The sequence below is a fragment of the Kitasatospora hibisci genome, from assembly GCF_043950205.1.
Classification (GTDB): Bacteria; Actinomycetota; Actinomycetes; order Streptomycetales; family Streptomycetaceae; genus Kitasatospora; species Kitasatospora hibisci.
Window position 1 is genome coordinate 2494716 of the sequence record NZ_CP171642.1, and the last position, 24411, is coordinate 2519126.

The 24411-nt window shown below is 73.2% G+C and carries 21 protein-coding genes and 2 pseudogenes; 8 read left to right on the top strand and 15 right to left on the bottom strand.

Annotated elements, in window-relative coordinates:
- Nucleotides 1–182: 182 nt before the first annotated feature.
- The 3 genes from ACF9IK_RS10675 to zapE all read right to left on the bottom strand — a co-directional run bounded on the left by ACF9IK_RS10675 (nt 183) and on the right by zapE (nt 4292).
- Complete coding sequence (locus ACF9IK_RS10675; protein ID WP_395293995.1) at nt 183–764, bottom strand: TerD family protein; 582 nt, start codon at nt 762–764, stop codon at nt 183–185.
- A 255-nt stretch (nt 765–1019) separates the two neighbouring features.
- Nucleotides 1020–3113, bottom strand: coding sequence for an excinuclease ABC subunit UvrB (gene uvrB / locus ACF9IK_RS10680; RefSeq protein ID WP_395293996.1), 2094 nt, complete (start codon nt 3111–3113; stop codon nt 1020–1022).
- 93 nt (nt 3114–3206) lie between these two features.
- Nucleotides 3207–4292, bottom strand: coding sequence for a cell division protein ZapE (zapE, locus tag ACF9IK_RS10685; protein WP_395293997.1), 1086 nt, complete (start codon nt 4290–4292; stop codon nt 3207–3209).
- 75 nt (nt 4293–4367) lie between these two features.
- Here zapE and ACF9IK_RS10690 point away from each other — a divergent pair, with 75 nt between their 5' ends.
- The 4 genes from ACF9IK_RS10690 (at nt 4368) to msrB (ending at nt 7766) form a co-directional block, all read left to right on the top strand.
- Complete coding sequence (locus ACF9IK_RS10690; protein WP_395293998.1) at nt 4368–5153, top strand: pyrimidine reductase family protein; 786 nt, start codon at nt 4368–4370, stop codon at nt 5151–5153.
- Nucleotides 5154–5292: 139 nt separating this feature from the next.
- Nucleotides 5293–5754: an indole-3-glycerol phosphate synthase gene (locus tag ACF9IK_RS10695; protein ID WP_395293999.1), complete on the top strand. Its 462-nt coding sequence runs from the start codon at nt 5293–5295 to the stop codon at nt 5752–5754.
- Between the two features lie 149 nt (nt 5755–5903).
- The gene (murC, locus tag ACF9IK_RS10700; protein ID WP_395294000.1) at nt 5904–7334 is read left to right on the top strand and encodes a UDP-N-acetylmuramate--L-alanine ligase; all 1431 of its coding nucleotides are present in this window, start codon (nt 5904–5906) and stop codon (nt 7332–7334) included.
- 21 nt (nt 7335–7355) lie between these two features.
- Nucleotides 7356–7766 (top strand): peptide-methionine (R)-S-oxide reductase MsrB, encoded by a 411-nt coding sequence (gene msrB / locus ACF9IK_RS10705; RefSeq protein WP_395294001.1) that lies wholly within the window; start codon nt 7356–7358, stop codon nt 7764–7766.
- Between the two features lie 52 nt (nt 7767–7818).
- Here the strand turns inward: msrB and ACF9IK_RS10710 are convergent, their stop codons facing one another.
- The 8 genes from ACF9IK_RS10710 to ACF9IK_RS10745 form a co-directional block, all read right to left on the bottom strand.
- Nucleotides 7819–9105: a cytochrome P450 gene (locus ACF9IK_RS10710; RefSeq protein WP_395294002.1), complete on the bottom strand. Its 1287-nt coding sequence runs from the start codon at nt 9103–9105 to the stop codon at nt 7819–7821.
- Complete coding sequence (locus tag ACF9IK_RS10715) at nt 9102–9749, bottom strand: GTP-binding protein (protein ID WP_395294003.1); 648 nt, start codon at nt 9747–9749, stop codon at nt 9102–9104. Before ACF9IK_RS10715 ends, ACF9IK_RS10710 begins: the two co-directional genes overlap by 4 nt.
- Entirely contained in the window at nt 9727–10089 is a 363-nt protein-coding gene (locus tag ACF9IK_RS10720; RefSeq protein WP_395294004.1) for a DUF742 domain-containing protein, read from the bottom strand. Before ACF9IK_RS10720 ends, ACF9IK_RS10715 begins: the two co-directional genes overlap by 23 nt.
- On the bottom strand, nt 10086–10517 hold the full coding sequence (locus ACF9IK_RS10725) for a roadblock/LC7 domain-containing protein (RefSeq protein ID WP_395294005.1): 432 nt from the start codon (nt 10515–10517) through the stop codon (nt 10086–10088). Before ACF9IK_RS10725 ends, ACF9IK_RS10720 begins: the two co-directional genes overlap by 4 nt.
- Complete coding sequence (locus ACF9IK_RS10730; protein ID WP_395294006.1) at nt 10514–12505, bottom strand: ATP-binding protein; 1992 nt, start codon at nt 12503–12505, stop codon at nt 10514–10516. Before ACF9IK_RS10730 ends, ACF9IK_RS10725 begins: the two co-directional genes overlap by 4 nt.
- A gap of 153 nt (nt 12506–12658) precedes the next feature.
- Nucleotides 12659–13693 (bottom strand): MBL fold metallo-hydrolase, encoded by a 1035-nt coding sequence (locus ACF9IK_RS10735; RefSeq protein ID WP_395294007.1) that lies wholly within the window; start codon nt 13691–13693, stop codon nt 12659–12661.
- A gap of 190 nt (nt 13694–13883) precedes the next feature.
- Nucleotides 13884–14630 (bottom strand): hypothetical protein, encoded by a 747-nt coding sequence (locus ACF9IK_RS10740; RefSeq protein WP_395294008.1) that lies wholly within the window; start codon nt 14628–14630, stop codon nt 13884–13886.
- A 440-nt stretch (nt 14631–15070) separates the two neighbouring features.
- Complete coding sequence (locus ACF9IK_RS10745; protein ID WP_395298480.1) at nt 15071–16285, bottom strand: RNA-guided endonuclease InsQ/TnpB family protein; 1215 nt, start codon at nt 16283–16285, stop codon at nt 15071–15073.
- 25 nt (nt 16286–16310) lie between these two features.
- On the opposite strand from ACF9IK_RS10745, the gene tnpA reads away from it, so the two are divergent.
- Nucleotides 16311–16727 carry an IS200/IS605 family transposase gene (tnpA, locus tag ACF9IK_RS10750; RefSeq protein WP_395292292.1) on the top strand — a complete coding sequence of 139 codons (417 nt, stop codon included), beginning with the start codon at nt 16311–16313 and terminating at the stop codon, nt 16725–16727.
- 129 nt (nt 16728–16856) lie between these two features.
- Here tnpA and ACF9IK_RS10755 read toward each other — a convergent pair.
- Both ACF9IK_RS10755 and ACF9IK_RS10760 read right to left on the bottom strand, forming a co-directional pair.
- Nucleotides 16857–17851, bottom strand: a pseudogene (locus ACF9IK_RS10755) (IS5 family transposase).
- 75 nt (nt 17852–17926) lie between these two features.
- Nucleotides 17927–18643, bottom strand: coding sequence for a GNAT family N-acetyltransferase (locus ACF9IK_RS10760; RefSeq protein ID WP_395294009.1), 717 nt, complete (start codon nt 18641–18643; stop codon nt 17927–17929).
- A gap of 257 nt (nt 18644–18900) precedes the next feature.
- On the opposite strand from ACF9IK_RS10760, the pseudogene ACF9IK_RS10765 reads away from it, so the two are divergent.
- The 3 genes and pseudogenes from ACF9IK_RS10765 to ACF9IK_RS10775 all read left to right on the top strand — a co-directional run bounded on the left by ACF9IK_RS10765 (nt 18901) and on the right by ACF9IK_RS10775 (nt 22158).
- Nucleotides 18901–20191 (top strand): annotated as a pseudogene (locus tag ACF9IK_RS10765) (DUF692 domain-containing protein).
- Between the two features lie 43 nt (nt 20192–20234).
- Nucleotides 20235–21287: a TIGR04222 domain-containing membrane protein gene (locus ACF9IK_RS10770; RefSeq protein ID WP_395294010.1), complete on the top strand. Its 1053-nt coding sequence runs from the start codon at nt 20235–20237 to the stop codon at nt 21285–21287.
- Between the two features lie 88 nt (nt 21288–21375).
- The gene (locus ACF9IK_RS10775) at nt 21376–22158 is read left to right on the top strand and encodes a TIGR04222 domain-containing membrane protein (RefSeq protein ID WP_395294011.1); all 783 of its coding nucleotides are present in this window, start codon (nt 21376–21378) and stop codon (nt 22156–22158) included.
- 68 nt (nt 22159–22226) lie between these two features.
- On the opposite strand, the gene hemQ is transcribed toward ACF9IK_RS10775, so the two are convergent.
- Both hemQ and hemG read right to left on the bottom strand, forming a co-directional pair.
- Nucleotides 22227–22952, bottom strand: coding sequence for a hydrogen peroxide-dependent heme synthase (hemQ, locus tag ACF9IK_RS10780; RefSeq protein WP_395294012.1), 726 nt, complete (start codon nt 22950–22952; stop codon nt 22227–22229).
- A complete protein-coding gene (hemG, locus tag ACF9IK_RS10785) occupies nt 22949–24385 on the bottom strand; it encodes a protoporphyrinogen oxidase (RefSeq protein ID WP_395294013.1) in 1437 nt (478 codons plus the stop codon). Before hemG ends, hemQ begins: the two co-directional genes overlap by 4 nt.
- Nucleotides 24386–24411: the final 26 nt, after the last annotated feature.

Consider the following 24411-nt stretch of genomic DNA (forward strand, 5'->3'; position numbering starts at 1 on the left):
CGCCCGTGGGGCTCGCGACCGCGAGCGCTCGGACCAGCGCCCCGGGACGCCGCTTCCAGGGCGCCCGTGATGACGGGACTACTGCAGGGAATACTCCCCTCCGCTGCCATCGAGGGTAACAGGGAATCCAAGGAAAGGTAAAGAAGGTAAAGAACCCCTTGGCGGGACGGGACGTCAGCCGCCTAGAGGAACGGCTCGATGGCCGGCAGCAGGTCCTGGAAGGTCCGGCCGCGGGCGGGCGCACCGATCGCCTGCATCCCCCATCCGCCGGACGGCTCGCGGAAGACCTTGGCCATGATCTGCCCGGTGTGCAGCCCGCCGCCGGCGAGCTCGTAGCGGGCGAGCTCCAGCCCCGTGGACTCGTCCACCAGCCTGCAGTAGGCGTTCTGCACCTCGTCGAAGGTCTGCCCGGTGTAGGAGCTCACCGTGAACACCACCTGGGTGATGTGCGCCGGCACGTGCACCAGGTCGACCAGGATCGACTCGTCGTCTCCGCCCGCGCCGGTGCCGCCGACCAGGTTGTCCCCCGTGTGCCTGACCGAGCCGTCGTCGCTCTCCAGGTGCTGGAAGAAGACCACGTCGGACGGCGTCTGCTCGGCGTAGAGCAGCGCCGAGGCGTCCAGGTCGATCTGCCTGGTCCGGCTGCCGAACAGGCCCCGCTTGGGCGCCGCCTTCCAGCCCAGCCCCATCCGGACGACTGTCAGCGACTCGCCCGTCCCCTTCTGCAGGCTGACCTGCTGCCCCTTGGCAAGGTTCACCGACACGGCGTCGTCCTCTCTGCCCGGCCGCGCGGCGGTTCGCCGCGCCGGCTCCACGGTGGAACACCCCGTTGCCGTCCCCCGGCTGAGGCCCCCTGGTGCTCCCGCCCCGTCCCGGAGGCGGCACCGCAGGAAAGCCTAGGGCCTGCGGCCCGGCACTTCGCCCGCCGCCCACCCGATCGCGCCAAGCACGGGACACCGCCGGACTCGGCCGGTGCCGGAACCGGCCGAGCCCGGCGGGTGCAGGCCCCTGGACGGGCCCTACGCGATCCCGGCCTCGCGCATCTGCCGCAGCTCCTTCTTCAGCTCCTTGACCTCGTCCCGCAGCCGGGCCGCGACCTCGAACTGGAGGTCCGTCGCGGCGGCGTGCATGCGGTCCGTCATCGACTGGATCAGCTCGGCCAGCTCGGCGGCCGGCATCGACTTGGCCGGCTTGCGGTCCGCGCCCAGCGCCGGCACCGGGGCCTTGCCCTTGGCCGCCGCACCCCGGTACCCGGTGGAGAGCAGCTCGTCGGTGTCGACGTCCTCGCGGGCGAGGGTGTCCAGGATGTCGCCGATCTTCTTCCGCAGCGGCTGCGGGTCGATCCCGTGCTCCTTGTTGTAGGCCTGCTGCACGGCCCGGCGGCGGTTGGTCTCCTCGATCGCCTTCTCCATCGAGGGGGTGATCCGGTCCGCGTACATGTGGACCTGGCCGGAGACGTTGCGGGCGGCGCGGCCGATGGTCTGGATCAGCGAGGTCCCGGAGCGCAGGAAGCCCTCCTTGTCCGCGTCCAGGATCGCCACCAGGGAGACCTCCGGCAGGTCGAGACCCTCACGGAGCAGGTTGATGCCGACCAGCACGTCGTACTTGCCCGCCCGCAGCTCGCGCAGCAGCTCGACCCGGCGCAGCGTGTCGACGTCGCTGTGCAGGTAGCGGACCCGGATGTCCAGGCCGAGCATGTAGTCGGTGAGGTCCTCGGCCATCTTCTTGGTGAGCGTGGTGACCAGGACGCGCTCGTCCCGCTCCACCCGCTTGCGGACCTCGTGCACCAGGTCGTCGATCTGGCCCTCGGTGGGCTTGACGATCACCTCGGGGTCGATCAGGCCGGTCGGGCGGATGATCTGCTCGACCTGGCCGTCGCCGCGGGACAGCTCGTACGGGCCGGGGGTGGCCGAGAGGTAGACGGTCTGGTCGATCCGCCCCAGGAACTCCTCCCACTTCAGCGGGCGGTTGTCCATCGCGGAGGGCAGCCGGAAGCCGTGCTCGACCAGGGTCCGCTTGCGCGAGGCGTCGCCCTCGTACATCGCGCCGATCTGCGGGACGGTGACGTGCGACTCGTCGACGACCAGGAGGAAGTCCTCCGGGAAGTAGTCGAGCAGGGTGTTCGGCGGCGAGCCGGGCTCGCGGCCGTCGAAGTGCATCGAGTAGTTCTCGACACCGGAGCAGGTGCCGATCTGGCGGAGCATCTCGATGTCGTAGGTGGTGCGCATCCGCAGCCGCTGGGCCTCCAGCAGCTTGCCCTGCTTCTCCAGCCTGGCGAGCGTCTGCTCCAGCTCCTGCTCGATGCCGTTGACGGCGCGCTCCATCCGCTCCGGCCCGGCCACGTAGTGCGAGGCGGGGAAGACGTGGACGGCGTCGTCCTGGCTGATGATCTCGCCGGTGAGCGGGTGCAGCGTGTACAGCGCCTCGATCTCGTCGCCGAACATCTCGATCCGGACGGCGAGCTCCTCGTACACCGGGAAGATCTCGATGGTGTCGCCGCGGACCCGGAAGGTGCCGCGGGTGAAGGCGAGGTCGTTGCGGGTGTACTGGATGTCGACGAACCGGCGCAGCAGCACGTCGCGGTCGATCTCCTCGCCGACCTTGAGCTGGACCATCCGGTCGACGTACTCCTGCGGGGTGCCGAGGCCGTAGATACAGGAGACGGAGGCGACCACGACCACGTCCCGGCGGGTGAGCAGCGAGTTGGTGGCGGAGTGGCGCAGCCGCTCGACCTCCTCGTTGATCGAGGAGTCCTTCTCGATGTAGGTGTCCGTCTGCGGGACGTACGCCTCGGGCTGGTAGTAGTCGTAGTACGAGACGAAGTACTCGACGGCGTTGTTCGGCAGCAGCTCGCGGAACTCGTTGGCCAGCTGGGCGGCCAGCGTCTTGTTCGGCGCCATCACCAGGGTGGGGCGCTGCAGCTTCTCGATCATCCAGGCCGTGGTGGCCGACTTGCCGGTGCCGGTGGCGCCGAGCAGGACGACGTCCTTCTCCCCCGCGCGGATCCGGCGCTCCAACTCGGCGATGGCCGCGGGCTGGTCGCCGTTGGGCTGGTAGGGACTGACGACCTCGAAGGGCGCCACTGACCGCTCAATGCTCGTGATGGGTCGCACGTGTCCACCGTACGACCCACCACCGACAAAGACGGCCCGCTCCGCGAGACCGGTGCCCGGCCCGCGGTTGGCGGGGAGCTCCCCCGTGGCGCCCTACCGGGCGCTGTCCCGGGCCAGGGCGACCAGGCGGGAGATCGCCCGGAGGTACTTCTTCCGGTAGCCGCCGAGCAGCATCTCCTCCGGGAACACCTGGTCGAAGGGGACGCCGGAGGCGGTGATCGGCAGCTCGCGGTCGTACATCCGGTCGGCGAGGACGACCAGGCGCAGCGCGGTGGACTGGTCGTCGACCTGGCGCACGCCGCGCAGGCAGACCGCGGTCACGTCGTCCAGCAGCGCACCGTAGCGGCTGGGGTGGACGGCGGACAGGTGGTCGAGCAGCGCGCCGAAGTCGTCCAGCGAGGCGCCCGGGGTACCGGCGGCCACGGCCTCGACGCGGGCGTCGGTGTACGGCGGCGGGGCGTCCGGCAGGCCACGGTGGCGGTAGTCCTGACCGTCGATCCGCATCGGGCGGAAGTGCGCGGACAGGCCCTGGATCTCGCGCAGGAAGTCGGCGGCGGCGAACCGGCCCTCGCCGAGCTTCTCGGGCAGGGTGTTGGAGGTGGCGCAGAGCTTGACCCCGTTGTCGACCAGCCGGCCGAGCAGGGTGGAGACCAGCACGGTGTCGCCCGGGTCGTCCAGCTCGAACTCGTCGATGCAGAGCAGCTTGTGCCCGGAGAGGGTGGTCACGGCCTGCTGGAAGCCCAGCGCGCCGACCAGGTTGGTGAGCTCGACGAAGGTGCCGAAGGCCTTGGGGCCGGGGGCGGCGTGCCAGAGCGAGGCGAGCAGGTGGGTCTTGCCGACGCCGTAGCCGCCGTCGAGGTAGACGCCGGCCGGGCCGGCGGGCGCGGGGGCGCTGCGACGGAACCAGCTGCGCCTGGGCGCGGAACCGTCTCCCCCGTTGAGACCACCCGCGAACTGCTCCAGGACCTGCACGGCCTCGTGCTGGCTGGGCTGGCCAGGGTCCGGGAGGTACGTCCCGAAGCTGACGTCGGAGAAGCGCGGCGGCGGGACCATCTCGGCCACCAGGCGCTCGGCGGGGACGACGGGGCGCCGGTCGGTCAGGGCGGTGGGGGCTGCCGACGGGGCGGCGGTCGCTATGGACTCGGTCGCGGCGTCGGGGTGTGGGGCTGCTGCGGGCACGGTACTAGAGGGTACGCCTGGTCGCGCAGCGGCCCGTTCGGGGCCGCCGGCGGGAGCCGGTGGAAGACTGGTGGCATGCATCAGTTGATCAGCCCGCTGGCCGAGCCGTTCGCCGATCCCGCCTCGCTGGAGTCACTGGCCGCCGTCTACGCGTACCCCGACCAGGTGAATCGGGGCCGGCCGTGGCTGCGCGCCAACATGGTGGCCGGTCTGGACGGGGCGGCGAAGCTGGACGGGCTCTCGGAGGGCCTCTCCGGGGACGCCGACAAGCGGATCTTCGGGGTGCTGCGGGCGCTGTCCGACGTGGTGCTGGTCGGCGCCGAGACGGTCCGCGCCGAGGGCTACCGGCCCGGGCGGGCGCGGGCCGAGTTCGCCGCGGCGCGCCGTGCGGCCGGGCAGGCCCCGGCACCGGCGATCGCGGTGGTCAGCCGCTCGCTGGGGCTGGACCTGGCGGCGCCGCTGTTCACCGAGCCGCTGGTCCGGACGGTGGTGATCACCGTCGAGGACGCGCCCCCCGCGCGCCTCGCCGAGGTCGCCGGGGCGGCCGACGTGATCGTCGCCGGCCGGGGTTCGGTGGACCTGGCGGCGGCGGTGACGGCACTGGCCGACCGGGGCTGGACACGGCTGCTGACCGAGGGCGGCCCGCGGCTGCTCGGCCGGCTGGCCGCGGCGGGGCTGCTGGACGAGCTGTGCCTGTCGGTCGCGCCGCTGGTCACGGCCGGCGACGCGCCGAGGATCATCCGCGATGCGGAAATGCCTGACGTGCAACGGATGCGACTGGTCTCATTGATCGAGCAGAAAGGATTCCTCTTCACCCGCTACCTGCGTCTTCACCCGCAGTCCGCCTCCTCGGCCCCCTGATCGCCGGACGTGGCCGCACTCCCTCCGGGGACGGCCCGCGCGGCCCGGGTGGCCCGCGGAGCAGCGTGCGGAAAGCTTCCGCCGGGCAGTATGGGATGCGATGCCGGGGCCCGGGGGCCGGCCACTGGAAGGGACTCACGTGTTCAAGACGGTACTGATGATCGAGAAGGCGCTCTCCGACGCCGACGTGGAGCTGGTCACCACGCTCCACAGCGACGAGAAGGTGTCCTTCGTCGTCCTGATGCAGCCGCGCGGCAAGCAGGACGAGCTGCTGCGGGCGCTGGACGACGTCGCCCTCGGCCACCTGGACAAGGTGGTGCACGAGCACGACGAGTCCGAGAGCGGGCCGTCGGTGGGCGACGAGTCGCTGGCGCACAGCCTGCGCCACCTGCGGGCCGCCGGGGCCGAGGCGGTCGGCGAGCTGGTCGAGGACAAGCCGCTGGACCGGCTGCGCTCGGTGGTCGAGGAGCACCGGGCCGACGAGGTCGTCGTGCTCACCTCGCCGCACTTCGTGGAGGAGTTCTTCCACCGCGACTGGGCCTCCCAGGCCCGGCACAAGGTGGGCGTCCCGGTCCTGCGGCTGTTCGCCAGCGACTCCTGACCGGACGCGCGCGTGGTGCAGAATCGTCCTTGCGGTCCGCCCGCGAGGACGATTCGCACATCGGCTCGCGGACCCCGCCGCACACCTGTCCTTCCCTCCTTGCCCGCCGTACGGGCGGGAGGGGCCCATCGCTTGTACGGAGCCCCGCCTTGAACGACGCCGCGCACGACCTGCACGCCCCGCACTTCATCGGCATCGGCGGCGCCGGGATGTCCGGCCTGGCGAAGATCCTCGCGGTGCGCGGCGCCAGCGTCTCCGGCAGCGACTCCAAGGAGTCCGAGACCGTCCTCGCGCTGCGCGCGCTCGGCGCCAGCGTGCACATCGGCCACGCCGCCGAGCACGTCCCGGACGGCGTCAGCAGCGTCGTCGTCTCCAGCGCGATCCGCGCGGACAACCCGGAGCTGGCCGCCGCCCGCGAGCGCGGCATCCCGGTCGTCCACCGCTCCGACGCACTGGCGGCGCTGATGGGCGGCCGCCGGGCGCTGGCGGTGGCCGGCACCCACGGCAAGACCACCACCACCAGCATGCTCGCCGTCGCCCTCGGCGAGCTGGGCCTCGACCCCTCGTACGCGATCGGCGGCGACCTCGACGCCCCCGGCTCCAACGCCCACCACGGCACCGGCGAGATCTTCGTCGCCGAGGCCGACGAGAGCGACCGCAGCTTCCACAAGTACGCGCCCGAGGTGGCGATCGTGCTCAACGTGGAGCTGGACCACCACGCCAACTACGCCTCGATCGACGAGATCTACGAGTCCTTCGAGACCTTCGTCGGCCGGATCACCCCCGGCGGCACCCTGGTCGTCTCCGCCGACCACGACGGCGCCCGCGAGCTGACCTCGCGGGTGGCCGGCCGCGAGGGCCTGAACGTGGTCACCGTCGGCGCCGCCGAGGACGCCGACGTCCGCGTCCTGTCGGTCACCGCCCGTGGCATGACCAGCGAGGTCACCGTCCTGCTGGACGGCGAGGAGCTGGCCTTCACCGTCTCGGTCCCCGGCCGCCACTACGCCCACAACGCGGTCGCCGCGCTGGCCGCCGGCGTGGCCCTCGGCGTCCCGGCCGCCGACCTGGCCAAGGCGCTCGGCTCCTACATCGGCGTGCGGCGCCGGCTCCAGCTCAAGGGCGAGGCCGGCGGCGTGCAGGTGGTCGACTCCTACGCCCACCACCCGACCGAGATGACCGCCGACCTGGAGGCGATCCGCGAGGGCCTGGAGGGGACCGGCCGGGTGCTGGTGGTCTTCCAGCCGCACCTGTTCAGCCGCACCCAGCAGCTCGCCGAGGAGATGGGCCGGGCGCTCGCCCTCGCCGACGCCTCGGTGGTGCTCGACATCTACCCGGCCCGCGAGGACCCGATCCCCGGCGTCACCAGCGAGCTGATCATCGACGCGGCCCGCCGGGCCGGCGCCGACGTCACCGCCGAGCACGCCTTCGACGCCGCCCCCGCACTGCTGGCCGGCCTGGCCCGCCCGGGCGACCTGCTGCTCACCATGGGTGCCGGCGACGTCACCAACCTGGGCCCGGCCGTCCTGGAAGAATTGGAGAGGGGCCTTCAGCACCTCGAAAGCGTTGCCACCAACGTCTGAGTCCGCCCGACGGGAGCCGTGATGAGCTACGAGATCGAGAAGTCCGACGCCGAGTGGCGCGCCCAGCTCACGCCGGAGGAGTACCACGTCCTCCGCGAGGCCGGCACCGAGCGCCCCTTCACCGGCGAGTACACCGACACCAAGACGGTCGGCGTCTACGGCTGCCGGGCCTGCGGCGCCGAGCTGTTCAGCTCGGAGACCAAGTTCGACAGCCACTGCGGCTGGCCGTCCTACTTCGCGCCACTGGCCGAGGACCGCGTCCAGTACATCGAGGACACCTCGCTCGGCATGCGCCGGGTCGAGGTCCGCTGCGCCCGCTGCGGCGGGCACCTCGGCCACGTCTTCGAGGGCGAGGGCTACGGCACGCCCACCGACCAGCGGTACTGCATCAACAGCATCTCGCTGACGCTGAAGCCGGCCGACCGGGCCTGACGAAGCGGGGCCGCAGGCCCGGGAGCCGGCCGCCGGCTCCCGGGCCCGCGTGCTACCCGGAGACCGGGTGGAAGCGGACCGGGAGGTGGACCAGGGCGCGGTGGAACGGGCCCGGGCGCCAGAGCAGTTCCGTGGCGGGGGTGGCCAGTTCGAGGTCGCTCAGCCGGCTGGTGAGCTGCTCGATCGCGGTGATCGCGATCAGCAGCGCGGGGTCGCGGGCCGGGCAGGCGTGCGGGCCGGCCGCCCAGGCCAGGTGCGCCGACTCGCCGCTGCGCAGGCCGGTGCCCTCCGCGGGCGGCGCGGCCTGGGAGTTGGCGGCCGCGTAGGAGACCAGCACCAGCGAGCCGGCCGGGATCTCCCGGCCGTGGAAGGTGATGTCGTACCGCGGGTAGTGCGCCGAGAGGTTGGCCATCGGCGGCTCGTGCCAGAGCACCTCGTCGATCGCCTGGTAGGCGGTCATCGCGCCGCCGATCAGCGAGCCGGCGTAGCGGGCGTCGGTGAGCAGGCGCAGCAGGGCGTTGCCGATCAGGTTGGTGGTCGGCTCGTGCCCGGCGATCATGGTCAGGGTGATCTGCCGGATCACCTCGTCGTTGTCCAGCCCGGCGGGGTGGGTGACGAACCACGAGGTGAGGTCGTGCCGGGGGCGTTCACGCCGCTCGGCGACCATGGCGGTGACCACCGCGACGAGGTCCCCGTAGGCGGCCACGGCCTTCTCGGTGGACTCGATCATCCCGGCGATGCCGGCCACCAGCCGCGCGCTGTGCTCCTCGGGCACGCCGAACCAGGTGGTGACGACGGACACCGGCAACTGCCTGGCGTACTCGGCGATCAGGTCCGCGCTGCCGACCGCTTCGAAGGCGCCGATCAGCCGGTGGGCGACCTCGGCCACCCGGCGCTGGAGCAGGTGCGGTTCGAGCAGGGCGAGCCCGTCGGTGATCACCCGGCGGTAGCGGGCGTGGACCTCGCCGTCGCTGAACAGGGCGGTGGGGCGGTAGCCGAGCATCGGCAGCAGCGGGGAGGTCGGCGGAACGGTCTGCTGCCAGGCCCGGGAGTCCTTCGAGAAGGTGTCGGTGTCGCGCAACAGGTCCAGCGCCGCCTGGTAGTCGGTGACCAGCAGGGCCCCGACGCCGGGGGCGATCTCCACCGGGGCGACGGCGCCGTGCCGGCGCAGCCGGTCGTAGACGAGCTGCGGGTCGGCGGCGAACGCCGGGCCGTAGATCGGGGTCGGCCGCTCGGCCGGCGCGGGGGCGGCGGGGCCCGGGGCCGGCGCGGGGGTGACGTCCGCGGCCGGGACGTCGGTGTCGGTTCGGGTGTCGGTGTCGGTTCGGATGTCGGTCACGGCCCCTCCGGGGCGGGATCGGGGGCTGGGGGCAGGCCGTGCAGGACGTGCTCGGCGAGCGCGATCAGCGCGTCCAGGCTGGAACGGCGCTCACGGGCGTCGCAGAGCACCAGCGGAGTGGCGGGGTGCAGGTCCAGGTGGGCCCGGAGCACGTCGACGGAGTGCACCGGCGCGTCGGGGAAGCCGTTGACGGCCACCGCGTAGGGCAGGCCCTGCTCCTCGACCATGTCCATGATCTCGAAGGAGTCCGCCAGCCGACGGGTGTCGGCCAGCACCAGCGCGCCCACGGCGCCCCGGGCGATGTCCTGCCAGAGCGGGAAGAACCGGCGCTGTCCGGGCGTGCCGAACAGGTACAGCACCACCTGGCCGGGCAGCGTGAGGCGGCCGAAGTCGACCGCGACCGTGGTGGTGCGCTTGCCCGGCAGCAGCGCGGCGTCGTCGACGGGCGCCCCGGTCTCGGTCATCGCCTCCTCGGTGTGGAGGGTCGCGATCTCCGACAGGGTGCGGATCAGCGTCGTCTTGCCGACGCCGAACGGGCCGGCGACGACCAGCTTCATCAGGGTCTGGTCCCGGTCGGGCAGGTAGCCCACACGGCTCGCCCGACCGGTGCGGTCGGCCGGGCTACCGGAGTGCGCGGAGTCCAACGAGGAGCCTCTCGACGATGGTGCGGTCGGTCTGCTGGGCGCGGGGGATCGGGGCGCGGGCGCGAAGGCAGCCCGCCTCGACCAGATCGGCCGCGAGGAAGACGGTGGCGCTCACCGGGAGCCGCAGGTGCGCGGCGGCCTCCACCACGGTCAGTGCGCCGGGCCTCAGCAGCTCCCAGAGCCGCTGGTGCTCGGCCTCCAGCTCCGGTGACTCCGGCGACGGCGCGGTGCCCGTCGCGCACAGCACGGTGAGCCGCTCGAAACCGGTGGTGCCCGGCCGGGACCGGCCGCCGGTGGCCAGGTAGGCGGGGACCATCCGCCTGCGGGGGACGGCGGTCATGACCGCGCTGTCGCGTCCTGCCGCCTGGCCGGGCTCGCCAGGGCGCGGCCGAGGGCGGCCACCTGGACCTGCATCTGGTAAGCCACGTTGCCGAGTTGGGCTTCCGATGTGGTGAACACCGCCAGCGAGGTGTTCTCGCCGGCCGGTACGACGATGGCGAAGCCCAGGTCGGACTCGACCACGGTCTGGGCCAGCCGCGGCTGTTCGACGTCGGTGAACGAGGTGGTGAACGCCCGGGAGGCGGCGTGCAGGGTGGCCGTCATCGCGGCGACCCGCTCGGCGGAGGCGCGGCCGAGGCCGTCCGAGGCACCCTCGACGAGACCGTCACCGGTGGCGATGACCGCGTGCAGGACGCCCGGCAGCTCCAGCAGCGGGGTCAGCACCCACGAGATCTCGTCGGTGGCGGTGGGGCTGGACGTGCTGCTCACTGCTCGGCTCCTTCGGGGGACGGGGCGGGACGGTGGCCGGTCTGGCCCGTGCGGGCGGCGGGGCCGGTGTGGTCGGCCGCGCCGCCGTCGGGGTCGCCGTGGTCGGCGGCCCGGGCGTCGGTGCTGGTCCTCGCAGTGAGGGGCTGCGTGGTGGTCGGGGCGGGGGCGGTGCCGGCCACGGGGGCCGGGTCGGTCGCGGGAGCCGGGTCGGTCGCGGGGACGGGAGCGGGGGCGGTCACGGGGACGCGGTCGGTCACGGGGTCGACGGCGGGGGCCGGGTCGGTCGCGGCCTGACCGACGGCTGCGGCCCCGTCGGCGGCTGCGGCCGCTGCGACGGCGGCCCGGCCGGAGCCGGTGCCCTGCTGCAGCGCCTGCCAGCGGGCGGCCGCCTGCTCGGGTGTCCGCGCGTCCGCGTCCGCCGGGCCGTCGGCCGTCGGAGTCCCCGGCCCGACCCCCGTCACCGGGTCCGCCGCGGCAGCGCCGTCGGCGGGCTGCGGACGGTGGGCGAGCGGCTGCCGCCGGCGCCGACTGGGCAGTCCGCTGCCGTCGTCCGGCACGGCGTGCACCGACGGCACGACGTGCATGGCCGGCGCGTGCTGCCGGTCCGGCACCTCGTGCCCGGCCGGTTCGTCCGACCCGCCCCGCCGCGTGGGCAGCGTCTGCACGGTGGGGGCCGGGCCGGATCCGGCCCGCAGCGGCAGCGGGGTCAGCACGGAGAGCGGCTGCTCACCGTCGACCAGCGTCAGCAGCGCGGCCGGGATCCGCACGATGGTCCGCATGCCGCCGTACGGCGAGGGCTCGATGTGGCAGGAGAAGCCGTACTGCCGGGCGAGCTTGCCGACCACCGCGAAGCCGGTCTTCGGCGGGTTGCCCAGCTCGGTCAGCAGCACCTCGGGCGGGCCGGCCAGCAGTCGGCGGGCCCGGCCCAACTGGTCCTCCTCCATCCCGATCCCGCTGTCGTCGACGATCACCAGCGCCCCGCGGCCGCCCTGCTGAACGGTGACCGGCACGTCCGTCTCCGGGTGCGAGTACGAGGTGGCGTTGGCGAGCAGCTCGGCGATGGTGATGGCGAGCGGCTCGGCGGCACGGGCCACCACGGACAGCCGGTTCTCCCGCAGGTGGTTGGCCACCTTGATCCGGGCGTAGCCGGGCACCCGGGAGAGCGCGCCGATCACCACCTCGGCCAGCGGTGAATCGGTCCTGGCCAGGCCCGGCCAGGCCTCGCAGAGCACGGCGACGGTCTGGATCCGGCGCAGCGCGACCTCGTTGCGGAAGTCGACCTCCAGCAGCCGTGGGTCGTCGTTGTCGTTCTGGAGCTGCTGGACGAGGCTCTGGATCTGGTAGAGCAGGGTTTGGATCTTGGAGGTGGCACCGCGCATCGCGGCCCGGGCGGCGGCGTCGACCCGCTCGCGCTCCTCGGTCACGGCGGCGGCCGAGGCGTCCAGCACGGTCTCCAGGAGCCGGACCGCCTCCGGGCCGACCGCCTCGGCGTCCAGCGGCCCGGCGGCGGGGGCGTTGGGGTGGCTGAGCCGCAGCGCGGCGGTGGACACCCGTTCCTCGGCCAGGTGACCGATCTCCGCCAGCAGTGCCGCGGTGCGCTCCTCGGCGGCCGCGAGCAGGCGCCCGGCCTCGGCGGTGCGGTCCTCGGCGGCGCGGGCGTGCAGTTCGGCCTCGGCTGCCCGGTGCTCCGCCGTCGCGGTGCGCTGGTCCGCCTCACGGACCCGGCCCTCGGCGGCCAGCGCACGGGTCTCGGCGCGCTTGGTCTCCTCGGTGGCCCGGCGGGTGACCGCCTGCGCGTCGCGGAGCTGTTGCTCGCCCCGGGCCAGCCGGGCGTCGGCGGCGCGGGCGCGCTCCTCGCCGTGGGCGGCGGCCGTCTCGGCCGCGCCGGCGCGGCCGAGGGCCCGGGACCGTCCGCGGGCGAGGAGACCGGCCGCCGCGAGCGCGGCGACCGCCGTCACGGCCAGGGCGAGCAGCGCGATCTGCGTCATCGAAGTCCTCGGAGGTCCTCGGTCGAAGGGGCTGGAGGGGTGGCGCGGGGCCGGACGGGTGGCGCGCGGATGGACGGGTGGCGCCGCCCCGGGCCGGCGACCGCCGGACCGGGACGTGCGCGTCCGACGGCGGACCGGCCGGTCGCGGCCGGGTCAGGCGGGGGCGGCGGCGTCCTGTCCGGAGCGCGGCCCCGGGGTGCCGCCGGGCTGTCCCGCCGGTGCCTCGATCTCACGGGCCACCAGCGCCACCTGGGTCATCGCCTCCAGCACGTTCGGCACGGCGCTGCCGTCCAGGTGCCGGTACTCGGCGGACACGGTGAGCACCAGCCGCTCGGGCAGGCCGAGTTCGGGGTAGCGCCGCTCGGCGATGATCCGCCGGGCGGCGTCCAGCGCGGGCGTGCCCTCGGCGTGCAACGCGTGCGCGCGCTCGCGCACGTGGGCGAGGTAGGCGATGTGCGCCTGGACGCCGGAGCGGTCGAGCACCGGGCCGTGGCCGGGGACGAAGATCTCCGCTCCGGTGGCCAGGGCCTGCTCGCAGGCGCCGATGATGTTCTCCAGCGGGCCGGACCAGTGCGAGGGGTGGTCGCCGGGCTGCTCGGGCGTCGAGCCGAAGACCACGTCACCGGTGAACACGGCGCGCTGGTAGGGCAGGTGGACCATCAGGTCGCCGCCGGTGTGCGCGGAGGGCAGGCCGGTGATCTGCACGGGGTACTTCCCCACCCGCAGTTCCAGCTCGCCGCGGAAGACGGTGTGCGGGTGCACCGGCTCGGTCTGCGACCAGTCGAACTGTCCGAAATGGCGCTGCAGGTAGCCGCCGAGCGGCGAGTCGGGATCACCGCCGGCGACCAGCGCGTGCTGCTGTTTCGGGGCCGGCTCGTAGTGGATGTGCTCCAGCGCCTCGTGGGTGGCGATCACCTCGGCATCGGGGAGCACGCCGGCGCCCCACAGGTGGTCGCCGTTGGCGTGGGTGACGACCACGCGGTCGACGTCGACGCCCTCGGGCAGCCGCGTGCGGCTCTCGGCGAGGAACTCCGCGGCGAGGGAGGGGTCGTAGGGGGTGTCGATCCAGAGCGCGGTCCTCGGCGAGGCCAGCAGACCGCAGTTGGCCAACCCCCAGCCCCGCTTCGGCGGGAGCCACACGTACAGGTCTTCGGCAATCGCGCTCACGTTCGCGCGGCTGGTCGTCATGGGCGCGATTATGCCGATGATGTGACTGCGGCGAGGTGAAACCCTTGCGATTCCAGCCACGTCCCGCCCCGAACTCACCCGACCCGTCCGGATTGTCCGTATCACGGTCTGGACCATTCTGCCCCACCGGGCGCAGCGAACGCGGTTACCCGGCGGGCGCGCCGGCGCGACGGCGCGGCGACCCGGCCCCTCACACCACCGGCAGGACGCGGCAGACCTCGACGGTCACGTCCACGGTGTCCAGGCCGATCACCCGGCCCTCGACCGCGGCGAATCCTTTCTCCCCCGACCGGAACAGCGCCGCCAGCGGCGACTTCCGGCTCGCCGCCGCCAGCGCCTCCACCGCCATCGCCGAGCCGAAGGCGAATACCCCGCAGAGCACGACGCAGGGCGCGTGCCGGGGCGTCCGGGTCACGAAGACGAAGCCGTGGTCCCGGATCAGTTCGTCGGCCGCGTTGTACTGCGCCTCGAAGGTCATCCCGCCCCACCGCGCCCGCGCCGCCTCCGGGTAGTCCACGCGGAAGTCCGGGAAGGCGGCACCGAGTACGCCCGCCGAGTACGTGTTGACGCTCGGCCCGCCGATCGAGAACGTCGGCATCCGCGGGTCCTGGGCGCCGGCCGCGACCAGCTCGATCGTCGCCTTCCGGTTCACCTTACGCAGCAGGTCTATGAGTTGGGCGATCGCGCGGGCCTCGGCCATCGGCATGAACAGCACGTTCCGCGGGCCCCGGCTGGTCAGCCTGCGGCCGTCCTTGGCGAAGGTGAACTCCGCCACCTCGATGCTCGGGGTGATGATCTGGACCCGGCCGTACGGCGCGAGCATCGCCCGCAGGAAGCCGTACCGCAGGAACAGCCGGGTGCGGGCGAGGAAGCGGGCCGCCAGGAAGCCGATCACGGCCGGAACGAACCCGACCAGGACCTGAAGCAGGATCTCCATACCATCCCCCGCGCGGAAGACTCGGGCACGAACGGTCTGCGGTGCGGTGATGCCCCGTCAGACAGCCGTGATGCGTGGGGGTGCGGTGGTGATGCGCCGGAGGACGACCGCAGCACCCGCCCCGGCCCCGCAGCACCCGCCCCGGCCCCGGGGCACGCACCCCGGCCGCGCGGCGCGGCGCCCGCGCGACCGGTGCGGCGGCGGATCAGCCGTCGAGCCGCTTGGTGAACTTCCGCTCGCTCGCGCACCGCTCGTAGCCGAGCCAGGCGTTGATAGCCAGCATCGGCGCGTTGGTCGCGTCGTTGCTCGTGTACGCGCGGCGGTAGCCGGCCTCCCGGGCCCGGCGCAGCGACTCCAGCTTGGCCAGCTTGGTCAGCCCCCGGCCGCGGAACGCCCGGCGGCAGGCGGTGAACGCAGACCATTGACTTCCGCTCCCCGCCCTAAAGGGCGGGGATTCCTACCACGGTCGTCTGACCGTCTCGGTGGGTTCCTGCTTCTTCGCGCTGTGCGGGGACGGGTCCCCGGCTTACCCGCGCTCGACAGGCTGACACCGCCAGTCCGGCGGCCGTGGCTATGTTGACGGCGGCGTTGACGTCCCGGTCCAGCCAGACGCCGCACGCCTGGCACTGCCAGACGCGGATGTTCGGCGGCTTGGGGCCGTCCTTGACGCCGCAGTGGGAGCAAACCTGTGAGGTCGGCTCGAAGCGGCCGATCTTGATCAGGTTCCGGCCGTACTTCGCGGCCTTGTACTCCAGCATGGTGACGAACGCCGACCATCCGGCGTCGTGCACGGACTTGGCGAGCCGTGTGCGGGCGAGTCCCTTGACCGCCAGGTCTTCCACCGCGATTGCTTGGTTCTCGCGAATCAGTCCGGTGGAGACCTGGTGGTGGAACTCGCGCCGGGCGTCGGCCACCCGTGCGTGGTTGCGAGCGACCTTGTGACGGGCCTTCTCGCGGTTCTTGCTGCCCTTGGCCTTACGGGACAGGGCTTGCTGTGCGCGTTTGAGCTTCTTCTCTGCGCGCCGGAGGAACTTCGGGGCGTCGATCTTCCGCCCGTCCGAGAGGACGGCGAAGTGTCCGAGGCCGAGATCGAGACCGGTGACCGGTTCGGTCTCGGGAAGGATCTCGGGGTCCGTCTCGACAACGAAGCTGGCGAAGTACCGGCCTGCGCTGTCCTTGATCACCGTCACCGAGGATGGCACGGACGGCAAGGCGCGGGACCACTTCACCCGCACGTCGCCGATCTTCGGCAGCGATAGGTCGCCGCCCGGTGTGATCTTCCATCGGGCGTTCGCGGTGAAGCGGATCGCCTGCCGGGTGTCCTTGCGGGACTTGAACCGGGGCGGTCCCATCTTCGGGCGCATGCCCTTGAGGCCGTCGAAGAAGTTCCGGTAGGCGGTGTCCAGGTCCCGGAGGGACTGTTGCAGCACCACGGCGGACACCTCGCCGAGCCATGCCCGTTCGGGGGTGTTCTTCGCGGCCGTGAGCTGCTTGGACAGCTCGCCGGACGGGATGAACGGCAGCCCGGCGGCGCGGGCGGTCTCACGTGCCCGGAGGGCATCATTGAAGGCCACCCGTGCACACCCGAACGCCCTGGCCAGCGCGGAACGCTGAGGCCCGTTCGGGTACACGCGGAAGCTGTACCTGAGCTGCACGGTCAGCACCGTACCATTTTGGTTTATGGCTGAGTATCAGAACATCCGCACTGGTCGGCACTGCGCTTTCGCCCTGCATGCGCACTTGGTTTTCGTGACGAAGTACCGTCACAAGGTGTTCGCCGAGCGGCATCTGACCCGGCTCGAAGAGATCATGCGGGACGTGTGCGCCGACTTCGAGGTGGAGTTGGTCGAGTTCAACGGCGAGAACAACCACGTCCACCTGCTGGTGAACTTCCCGCCGAAGGTCGCCCTGTCCAAGCTGGTCAACTCGCTCAAAGGCGTCAGCTCGCGCCGGCTGCGGCAGGAGTACCCCGAGCTGGTCAAGCACTACTGGCGCGCACAGCGTCTGTGGTCCGGTTCGTACTTCGCCGGATCAGTCGGCGGCGCGCCGCTGTCGATAGTCCGGCAGTACATCGAGCAGCAGAACCGTCCGGCTTGACGGTCTGCGGTGGGCACCGTCCACAGTGCGGGAGGGTGCCCACCGCACAGGTCAGAGCAGGGTTCAGAATCGCTTCACCACCGGGCTGAAGCCCGGTGCACTGCGATTAGGGCCTGTTCCAAGTTCGGATCATTCGGGTTTGAGGCTGCGGAGCCAGATGACGGCACCGCGCAGGTGGAGTCCGGCGAGGTAGCTGGCGGGGGTCTTGTCATAGCGTGTGGCCAGGCCCCGCCACTCCTTGATCTTGTTGATGCAGCGTTCGACGGTGCTGCGCTCCTTGTAGAGCTCCTGATCGTGGGCAACGGGGCGACCGCCGCGTGAACCCCGCTTCTTGCGGTTGGCGGCCTGGTCGGCCTTCTCCGGGATGACCGCCCTGATCCGGCGGCGGCGCAGGTAGTTGCGGTTGGCGCGGGAGGAGTAGGCCTTGTCGCCGGCTATCGCGTCGGGTCGGGTGCGGGGTCGGCCGACCGGGACGCGGACCTTGATTCGCTCGACCACCTCGATGAAGCGCGGGCTGTCAGCAGACTGTCCGGGCGTGAGGACGAACGACAGTGGCCGGCAGCGGCGCTCGGCCGCGAGGTGGGTCTTGGTGGTCAGCCCACCGCGCGAGCGGCCCAGTTCGGCCGCCCGTAGCCGGGCTCTACGGCGCCGGCGGACACGGCGGCGTTCCTCACGTGCCGGGTCGTCGACAGGGGGTGCCGCCTCCGCTAACGAGGCATTTTGCCCCTTTCGCGAAGCCCCTTTTCCTCCGCGACGGCCTTCTCCAGCTCCTCCAGGAGCGCGGAGTCGACGACCATACCGGCCGCGTGGTGGTGTGCGCGGGCGACTGTGGAGTCCACGCTGACCAGGCTGAGATCGACCTGCCCCCGAGCGGCGGCCTCGGCGATCATCCCGTCCATCAGCGTCTGGAAGGTGCCCGACAGCGCCCAGAGCTGGAACCGGCCATAGACGGTCGACCAGGAGCCGTAGCGTTCAGGGATGTCACGCCACGGACTCCCGGTCCGAAACCGCCACATCACCGCGTTGAAGTGCCTGCGCAGGTCCGGGATCGGGCCGCGCTCGCCCAACGGCAGAAACGGCTCCACCAACTCCCACTCGGCATCAGTCAGATCACCACGCGTCACGCCGAACTTCTACCAGGACGCAACCGCCGAGCGTCCGGAAACGGCGAAACCGAAGATCTGAACTTGAAACAGGCCCTAGTCCAGGTAGCGGTCCACGCCGTCCGTCTGGGCCGCGCTGAACGCGACCGGCTCGCCGTCCGCCACGGCCACGACGGTGAGGTCGCGGTCGAGGTCCGGGCGGGCCCAGTCGCCGTTCAGGAACTCCTCGTAGTCCGCGGCGTCCATCTCGACCTCACCGGGCTCGTCGCGGATCGCGTCCGCCTCGACCAGGAAGATCGGGTACGGGTCGTCCGCCCAGTCGCTCGCCGGGCGCAGCTCCACGCCGGCGGGCAGCACGGGGGCCGCGGGCAGCGGCAGCGCGAGGTCCCGGCCGCCGAAGTGCGCCAGCCTGCCCTCGGTGTAGCCGCGCGCGGCCGCGAAGGCCAGCGAACCCGGCTCCTCGTCCACCCAGCTGTGCACCTCCACCACGCCGTGCTCGGCCAGGTGCCGCTCCGCCGCCGCCAGCAGGGCGGTGAACGCGCCGCGCCGGCGGTACCCGGGCAGCACGCTGCCGTTGGCGTAGCCGATGCCCCGGGTCGTCGTCCCGGTGACCACCCCGCAGCGGACCGAGCCGACCACCCGGCCGTCCACTTCGGCGACCAGGCAGCGGTAGTGCGCGCCCTCGGACTGGTGGCTGTTCAGCCAGGCGAAGACCTCGGGCGTCAGCACCAGGTGGTCGCGCCCGGCACGGTGGGCGGCTGCGGCGGCCTCGGCGTCGCCGGTGCGGAAGCCACGAATCGTCAGTGTCGGCATAGGGGCGACACGATAGACCCCGAACAACCTCTCCCGCCTCCGAATATCGGGCCCCACCTGCGGGGATGCACCGACCGCCGGGATACGATCGTGATCACCGGGCCGACAAGCTCAAATAATCCTCTGAGAAGACCGGATGAGGCTTGGCAGGCTTCCCGCCCGGGGACATCCTCAGCAACACGGCCCGGTCCGGCCCTGGCGACGATGCCCGCGCCGACCGACGGCTTCCCACCCAGCCCTCAGAAGGGGGCGCACCGATGACTTCCCCTGCCCCGAGCGCGCCCACCCGCAGCACGCCCCTCGGCGTCGGCCTCGGCTGGCGAAGCGAGATCGACGTCGTGGTCGAGCGCCAGCCAGGCCTGGACTGGGTCGAGGTGGTCGCCGAGAACATCTGCGCCGGCCACCTGCCCGAGTCGCTGCAGATCCTGCTGACGCGCGGCGTGACCGTCGTCCCGCACGGCGTCGCGCTCGGGCTCGGCGGCGCCGACCGGCCCGACCCGGACCGGCTCGCCAGGCTCGCCGAGACCGCCACCGCGCTCGGCTCGCCGCTGGTCACCGAGCACCTGGCGTTCGTCCGGGCCGGCGGTCTGGAGGCCGGGCACCTGCTGCCGGTGCCGCGCTCCCGCGACGCCCTCGCGGTCGTCGCCGAGAACGTCCGGATCGCGCAGGACCAGCTGCCGGTGCCGCTGGCGCTGGAGAACATCGCCGCCCAGCTGGCCTGGCCGGACGACGAGCTGACCGAGGGCCAGTTCCTCGCCGAGCTGGTCGAGCGCACCGGTGTCCGGCTGCTGATCGACGTCGCCAACCTGCACACCAACCGGGTCAACCTCGGCCTGGACCCGGCCGCCGAGCTGGACCTCCTGCCGCTGGAGGCCCTCGCCTACGTCCACGTGGCGGGCGGGCAACTGGTGGGCGGCGTCTGGCACGACACCCACGCCCACCCCGTCACCGAGCCGGTGCTGGAGGTGCTCGCCGAGCTCTGCGCCCGGGTCGACCCGCCCGGCGTGCTGCTCGAACGGGACGCGAACTTCCCGCCGCCGGCCGAGCTGGCCGAGGAACTGGACGCCATCCGGGCCGTGCTGGCCGGGGCCGGGCGCCGTGGCTGAGGCCGCGGTCCGGGACGCGACCGCCGCTCGCGTCCGGCTTGCCCGCCGTCAGGAGGAGCTGCTGGCCGCCCTGGTGGCCGGCGGTCCGGTTCCGGACGGCTTCGACGCGTCCCACGTCCGCAGCCAGGCCGCCGCACTGGCCGCCAAGCGCCGCGACACCGTCGCCAAGGTGGCGCCGGAGCTGCCCCGGCTGCTCGGCCGGCCCTACGGACCGCTCTTCCTGGCCTACGCGGCCGCGCACCCGCAGACCGGCGGGTACCGCGCCGACGCCCGGGCCTTCGCCGCCTGGGCGCTGGCCGACACCGCACCGGAGGCCGGCGGGCGGCTCGGCCCCGAACAGCGCCGGGCCCTGGAGCAGTGGCTCCACGGCCCCGCCGCACCGCGACCCGGGCCGCTCGCCCGCCTGGGCCGGGCCCTGCTGCCCGGCCGGCGCCGGCCCTGACCCGACATCTCCTCGCACCGTTTCACCATCCGGGGGACAGCCCATGTGGCACAACATCTACTTCCTCGTACCCACCGTGCTGCTGACGGCAGCCGTGCTCCACGCGTCGCAGTCCAAGCAGTGGGTCAAGCGGGTCCCGCAGGCCAAGGGCCTGCCCGGCCGCGGACTGCCGCTGCTGGACGCCGCGTTCCTGGCCGGCGGTCCCGGCCGGGTCTTCGACACCGCGCTGGTCCGGATGCACCAGGCCGGCCTGGTCGTGGTCAACCGCGGCGGTCTGGTCACCCTCACCACCGGCCGGCCGTACGACGCCGTGGACCTCGCCGTCATCGAGGCGATCGGCCCCGGCAAGCAGCGCGAACTCGCCCCGCTGCGGCGTGCGGTGATGCGCTCGGCGGCCGTCCAGGAGCTGGGCGACAAGCTCGCCGACCGCGGGCTGCTGCGCAACCCGCGGCGGATGGCCCGGGCTCGGGCGGCACACCGGCGGATCTGGCTCGCCCTGCTCGCCGTGGTGCTCACCACCGCGCTCGCCTACCTGCTCGACCGGGGAGACGCGGAGCGCCCGGCGTTCTGGTTCCCGCTGCTCCTCGTCGCCGTCGGGCTGGTCTCGCTGGTCGCCACGCGGCCGTTCAAGAGCCGGATCACCCCGGCCGGGGTCCGCCAGCTCGGTCTGATGTCCACCGCCGGCAAGCCGTGGAAGCCCAGCGCCGGGCTCTCCTCGGCCAACAGCGGCCTGTTGCTCGGGGCGGTCGCGCTCGGCGGGCTGGCCGCGGCCGGGCTCGGCGACGAGGAGCTCCAGGAGGCCATGCTCGCCGCGGCCGCGGCCGATGAGCAGGTCCGGGCGATCGCCGCCGGATCGCTCTCGTCCTCGTCCTCGTCCTCGTCCTCGTCGTCCTCCTCCTGTGCCGGCGCGGCCACCTGGTGCGGTTCCTCCTCCGACTCGGGCTCCTCGTCGTCGAGCTGCGGCAGCAGCGGTTGCGGCTCCTCGTCGTCGAGCTGCAGCTCCGGCTCCAGCGGCTGCAGTTCCTCGTCCTCCAGCTGCGGCTCCTCGTCCTCCAGCTGCGGCTCCAGCTGCGGGGGCGGCGGCTGCGGCAGCTGAGCCCGGCGGCACCGGCTGGCGTCACAGTTCGGTATCGCGATTCGAAACTCCGTTCCGCACCCGCCCGGCACCGGACTACAACAAGCCCATGTGGTTGCTCTTCCTGATCCCGGCCTGTGCCGCCGCGGTGCTCTCCTGTATCCGGCTGGTCCGGATGACCGCCACCGCCGACGCGCTGGCCGAGCAGGAGGGCCCCCGACCGCCCGAGGCGGTCGGGATCGGGCTGTACGAGACGGCGTACCTGGCCGGCGGCCCGGACCGGGTGGTCGAACTGGCCCTCGTGCTGATGGCCTCCCGGGGCCGACTGCACCTCGCCCACACCGGCTGGACCACCGTCGTCGACCCGCGGGGCCGCAGCCGGCTGGAGCGGGCCGTGGTGGCCGCCGTCGGGCCGGAGGGCCAGTGCCGCACCGACGAGCTGCGCCGGGCGATGGCGGCCCACCCCACCGTGCTGGAGATCGGCAGCCGGCTCTCGCTGGCCGGCCTGGCGACCCCTGCGGCCGTGCAGCGGAACACGGTGCTGGCGGTCCGCCAGGTCCGGCAGGCGCTGCTGCTCTCGGTGGTGCTGCTGGCCACCGCGCTGGTCGTCGACGGCCTCGCGGACGGCAGCGCCTCGGCGGCGCTCGCCTGGTTCTCGCTGCCGCTGGTGCTGACCTCCGGCACGCTGCTGATGGCCCGGGTCGACGTCTACCCGTACACCCGCTGGGCCTCCCCGATCGGCCAGGAGGTGCTGCGCGAGGTCCGGCCGCAGCGCCAGCACGGCCTCACCGACGACGACGAGCGTGAACTCCTCACCGCCGTCGCGATGCTCGGCTCCGCCGCCCTGCCCGACGCGCGCCTGCGCGCGGCCCTGCGGCCGCACCGCCGCTGACCGGGCCGCGGCCTGCCCCGGACACGCCGAAGGCCCGGCTCCGGAGCCGGGCCTTCGCCGGACCGTGCTCAGACCAGGCCGTTGAGCAGCTCGCTGACCGGCTTGCGGCGGCCGGTGAAGAACGGCACCTCCTCGCGGACGTGGAGCCGGGCCCGGGACGGGCGCAGGTCGCGCATCAGGTCGACGATCCGGTGCAGCTCGTCCGCCTCGAAGGCGAGCAGCCACTCGTAGTCGCCGAGCGCGAACGAGGCCACCGTGTTGGCCCGCACGTCCGGGTAGCCGCGCGCCATCTGGCCGTGCTCGGCGAGCATCGCGCGCCGTTCGGCGTCCGGCAGCAGGTACCACTCGTAGGAGCGGACGAACGGGTAGACGCAGACGTAGTCGCGCGGCCGCTCGTCCGCGAGGAACGCCGGGATGTGCGACTTGTTGAACTCGGCCGGGCGGTGCAGCGCCATGTTCGACCAGACCGGCTCCAGCACCCGGCCCAGGCAGGTGCGGCGGAAGCGGTTGTACGCCTCCTGCAGGTCGTCCGAGTCGGCCGCGTGCCACCAGACCAGGATGTCGGCGTCGGCGCGCAGGCCGGACACGTCGTAGGTGCCGCGCACCGTGACGTCCTTCGCGGCGAGCTGGGCGAACAGCTCGTCCACCTCGGCGGCCACCGCGCTACGGTCCTCGGGCAGCGTGCCCGTGAGCTTGAACACCGACCACATGGTGTAGCGGATGACCTGGTTCAGGTCGCGGGCCTTCTTCTTCTCGGGCTGCTGCTCCGGCTGCTGCTCAACGCTCTCAGTCATGCGCCCATTGTCCTCTCCGTGACGTGTTCCCCGCTCGGCGGGGTCAACAGCGTGTTTAGCTCGGCGACGGCCGCCCGCGCGCTCGCGATGCAGGCCGGGATCCCCACCCCGTCGTACGCGGCCCCGCAGAGCGCCAGCGCGCCCGCCCGGGCGGCCGCCGCCCGGATCCGCCCCACCCGGTCGAGATGCCCGACCGGGTACTGCGGCAGGCCCGCGCCCCAACGGGTCACCGCGGTGTCGTACGGCCGGGCGGTGAGGCCGATCGCCTCACCCAGATCGGCCAGCGACCGCGCCACCAGCTCCTCGTCCGGGAGCTCCAGCGGCTGCTCCTCACGCAGCCGGCCGAGCGAGGTGCGCAGGAGGAAGGTGTCCGGGGCCGAGCGCTCCAGCCAGCCCCACTTGTTGGACGAGAAGGTGGAGGCCTTGATCCGGCGTCCGTCCACCGGCGGCACCAGGAAACCGCTGCCGGCCGGCGGCTCGGGCAGGTCGGCCCGCCGGAACGCCATGGTGACCAGCGCCATCCCCGCGTACTCGATGCCGTCCAGTTCGGCGGCCGCCGCCGGCGCGTCCGCCTTCAGCAGCCGGGCGGCGGCCGGCGCGGGCACGGCCAGCACCACGGCGTCCGCGTGCAGCACCTCGCCGCCGCCGGTCACCACCCGCCAGCCGTCCGGGGTGCGGCGCAGCTCGTCCACGGCCGTCCGGGTGCGCAGCTCGACGCCGGCCGCGGCGCAGGCCGCGGCGACCGCCTCGGGCAGGGTACCGAGGCCGCCTCGCAGGCCCTGGAAGACCGGAGTGGCGGCGGTCTGCGGGCGGGTGGCCAGCCCGTGCACGCCCTCGACCAGCGGGCCGCCGCTCCGGGCGATCTCCAGCAGCTGCGGCACGGCGGCGCGCAGCGAGATCTCGTCCGCGTGCCCGGCGTAGACGCCGCCGAGCAGCGGCTCGACGAGGCGGTCCACCACCTCGCGGCCCAGCCGGTCGGCGACGAACCTCCCGATCGCCACGTCGTCCGCGACGGCCTCGCCGGCGGCCTCGTGCCGGGCCCGCTCCAGACCCTCGGACGTGAGCACCCCGGCGGCGGCCAGCGCGTCGAGGTCGCCGGGGACGCCCATCACCTGGCCGCCGGGCAGCGGGCGCAGCGCGCCGCGCGTCCAGATCGCGGCCTTGGCGGTGGTCGGCGGCTCCAGCTCCGTGCCCAGCCCGACCGCCCTGGCCAGGTCGACCGCCTCCGGCCGCCGTGCCAGCATCGACTCGGCCCCCAGGTCCACCCGGACCCCGCCGACCTCTCCGCCCCGCAGCTTCCCGCCGAGCCGTTCGGACGCCTCCAGCAGCGTCACCCGGGCCCGCGCGGGCCCGCCCGCGGCCCCACTCAGAAACGCGGCAGCGGCCAACCCCGCGATCCCGCCACCGATCACCACGACCTGTGCTTGCGCCATGCCCCGCAGTCTCGCAGGTCCTTACA

Bases quoted from the DNA above. Each gene is read 5' to 3' on its own strand.
- ACF9IK_RS10690 (WP_395293998.1), top strand. From the start codon at position 4,368: ATGCATCAGTTGATCAGCCCGCTGGCCGAGCCGTTCGCCGATCCCGCC.
- msrB (WP_395294001.1), top strand. From the start codon at position 7,356: ATGAGCTACGAGATCGAGAAGTCCGACGCCGAGTGGCGCGCCCAGCTC.
- ACF9IK_RS10720 (WP_395294004.1), bottom strand. From the start codon at position 10,089: ATGACCGCCGTCCCCCGCAGGCGGATGGTCCCCGCCTACCTGGCCACC.
- ACF9IK_RS10730 (WP_395294006.1), bottom strand. From the start codon at position 12,505: ATGACGCAGATCGCGCTGCTCGCCCTGGCCGTGACGGCGGTCGCCGCG.
- ACF9IK_RS10735 (WP_395294007.1), bottom strand. From the start codon at position 13,693: ATGACGACCAGCCGCGCGAACGTGAGCGCGATTGCCGAAGACCTGTAC.
- ACF9IK_RS10740 (WP_395294008.1), bottom strand. From the start codon at position 14,630: ATGGAGATCCTGCTTCAGGTCCTGGTCGGGTTCGTTCCGGCCGTGATC.
- tnpA (WP_395292292.1), top strand. From the start codon at position 16,311: ATGGCTGAGTATCAGAACATCCGCACTGGTCGGCACTGCGCTTTCGCC.
- ACF9IK_RS10760 (WP_395294009.1), bottom strand. From the start codon at position 18,643: ATGCCGACACTGACGATTCGTGGCTTCCGCACCGGCGACGCCGAGGCC.
- ACF9IK_RS10770 (WP_395294010.1), top strand. From the start codon at position 20,235: ATGTGGCACAACATCTACTTCCTCGTACCCACCGTGCTGCTGACGGCA.
- ACF9IK_RS10775 (WP_395294011.1), top strand. From the start codon at position 21,376: ATGTGGTTGCTCTTCCTGATCCCGGCCTGTGCCGCCGCGGTGCTCTCC.
- hemQ (WP_395294012.1), bottom strand. From the start codon at position 22,952: ATGACTGAGAGCGTTGAGCAGCAGCCGGAGCAGCAGCCCGAGAAGAAG.
- hemG (WP_395294013.1), bottom strand. From the start codon at position 24,385: ATGGCGCAAGCACAGGTCGTGGTGATCGGTGGCGGGATCGCGGGGTTG.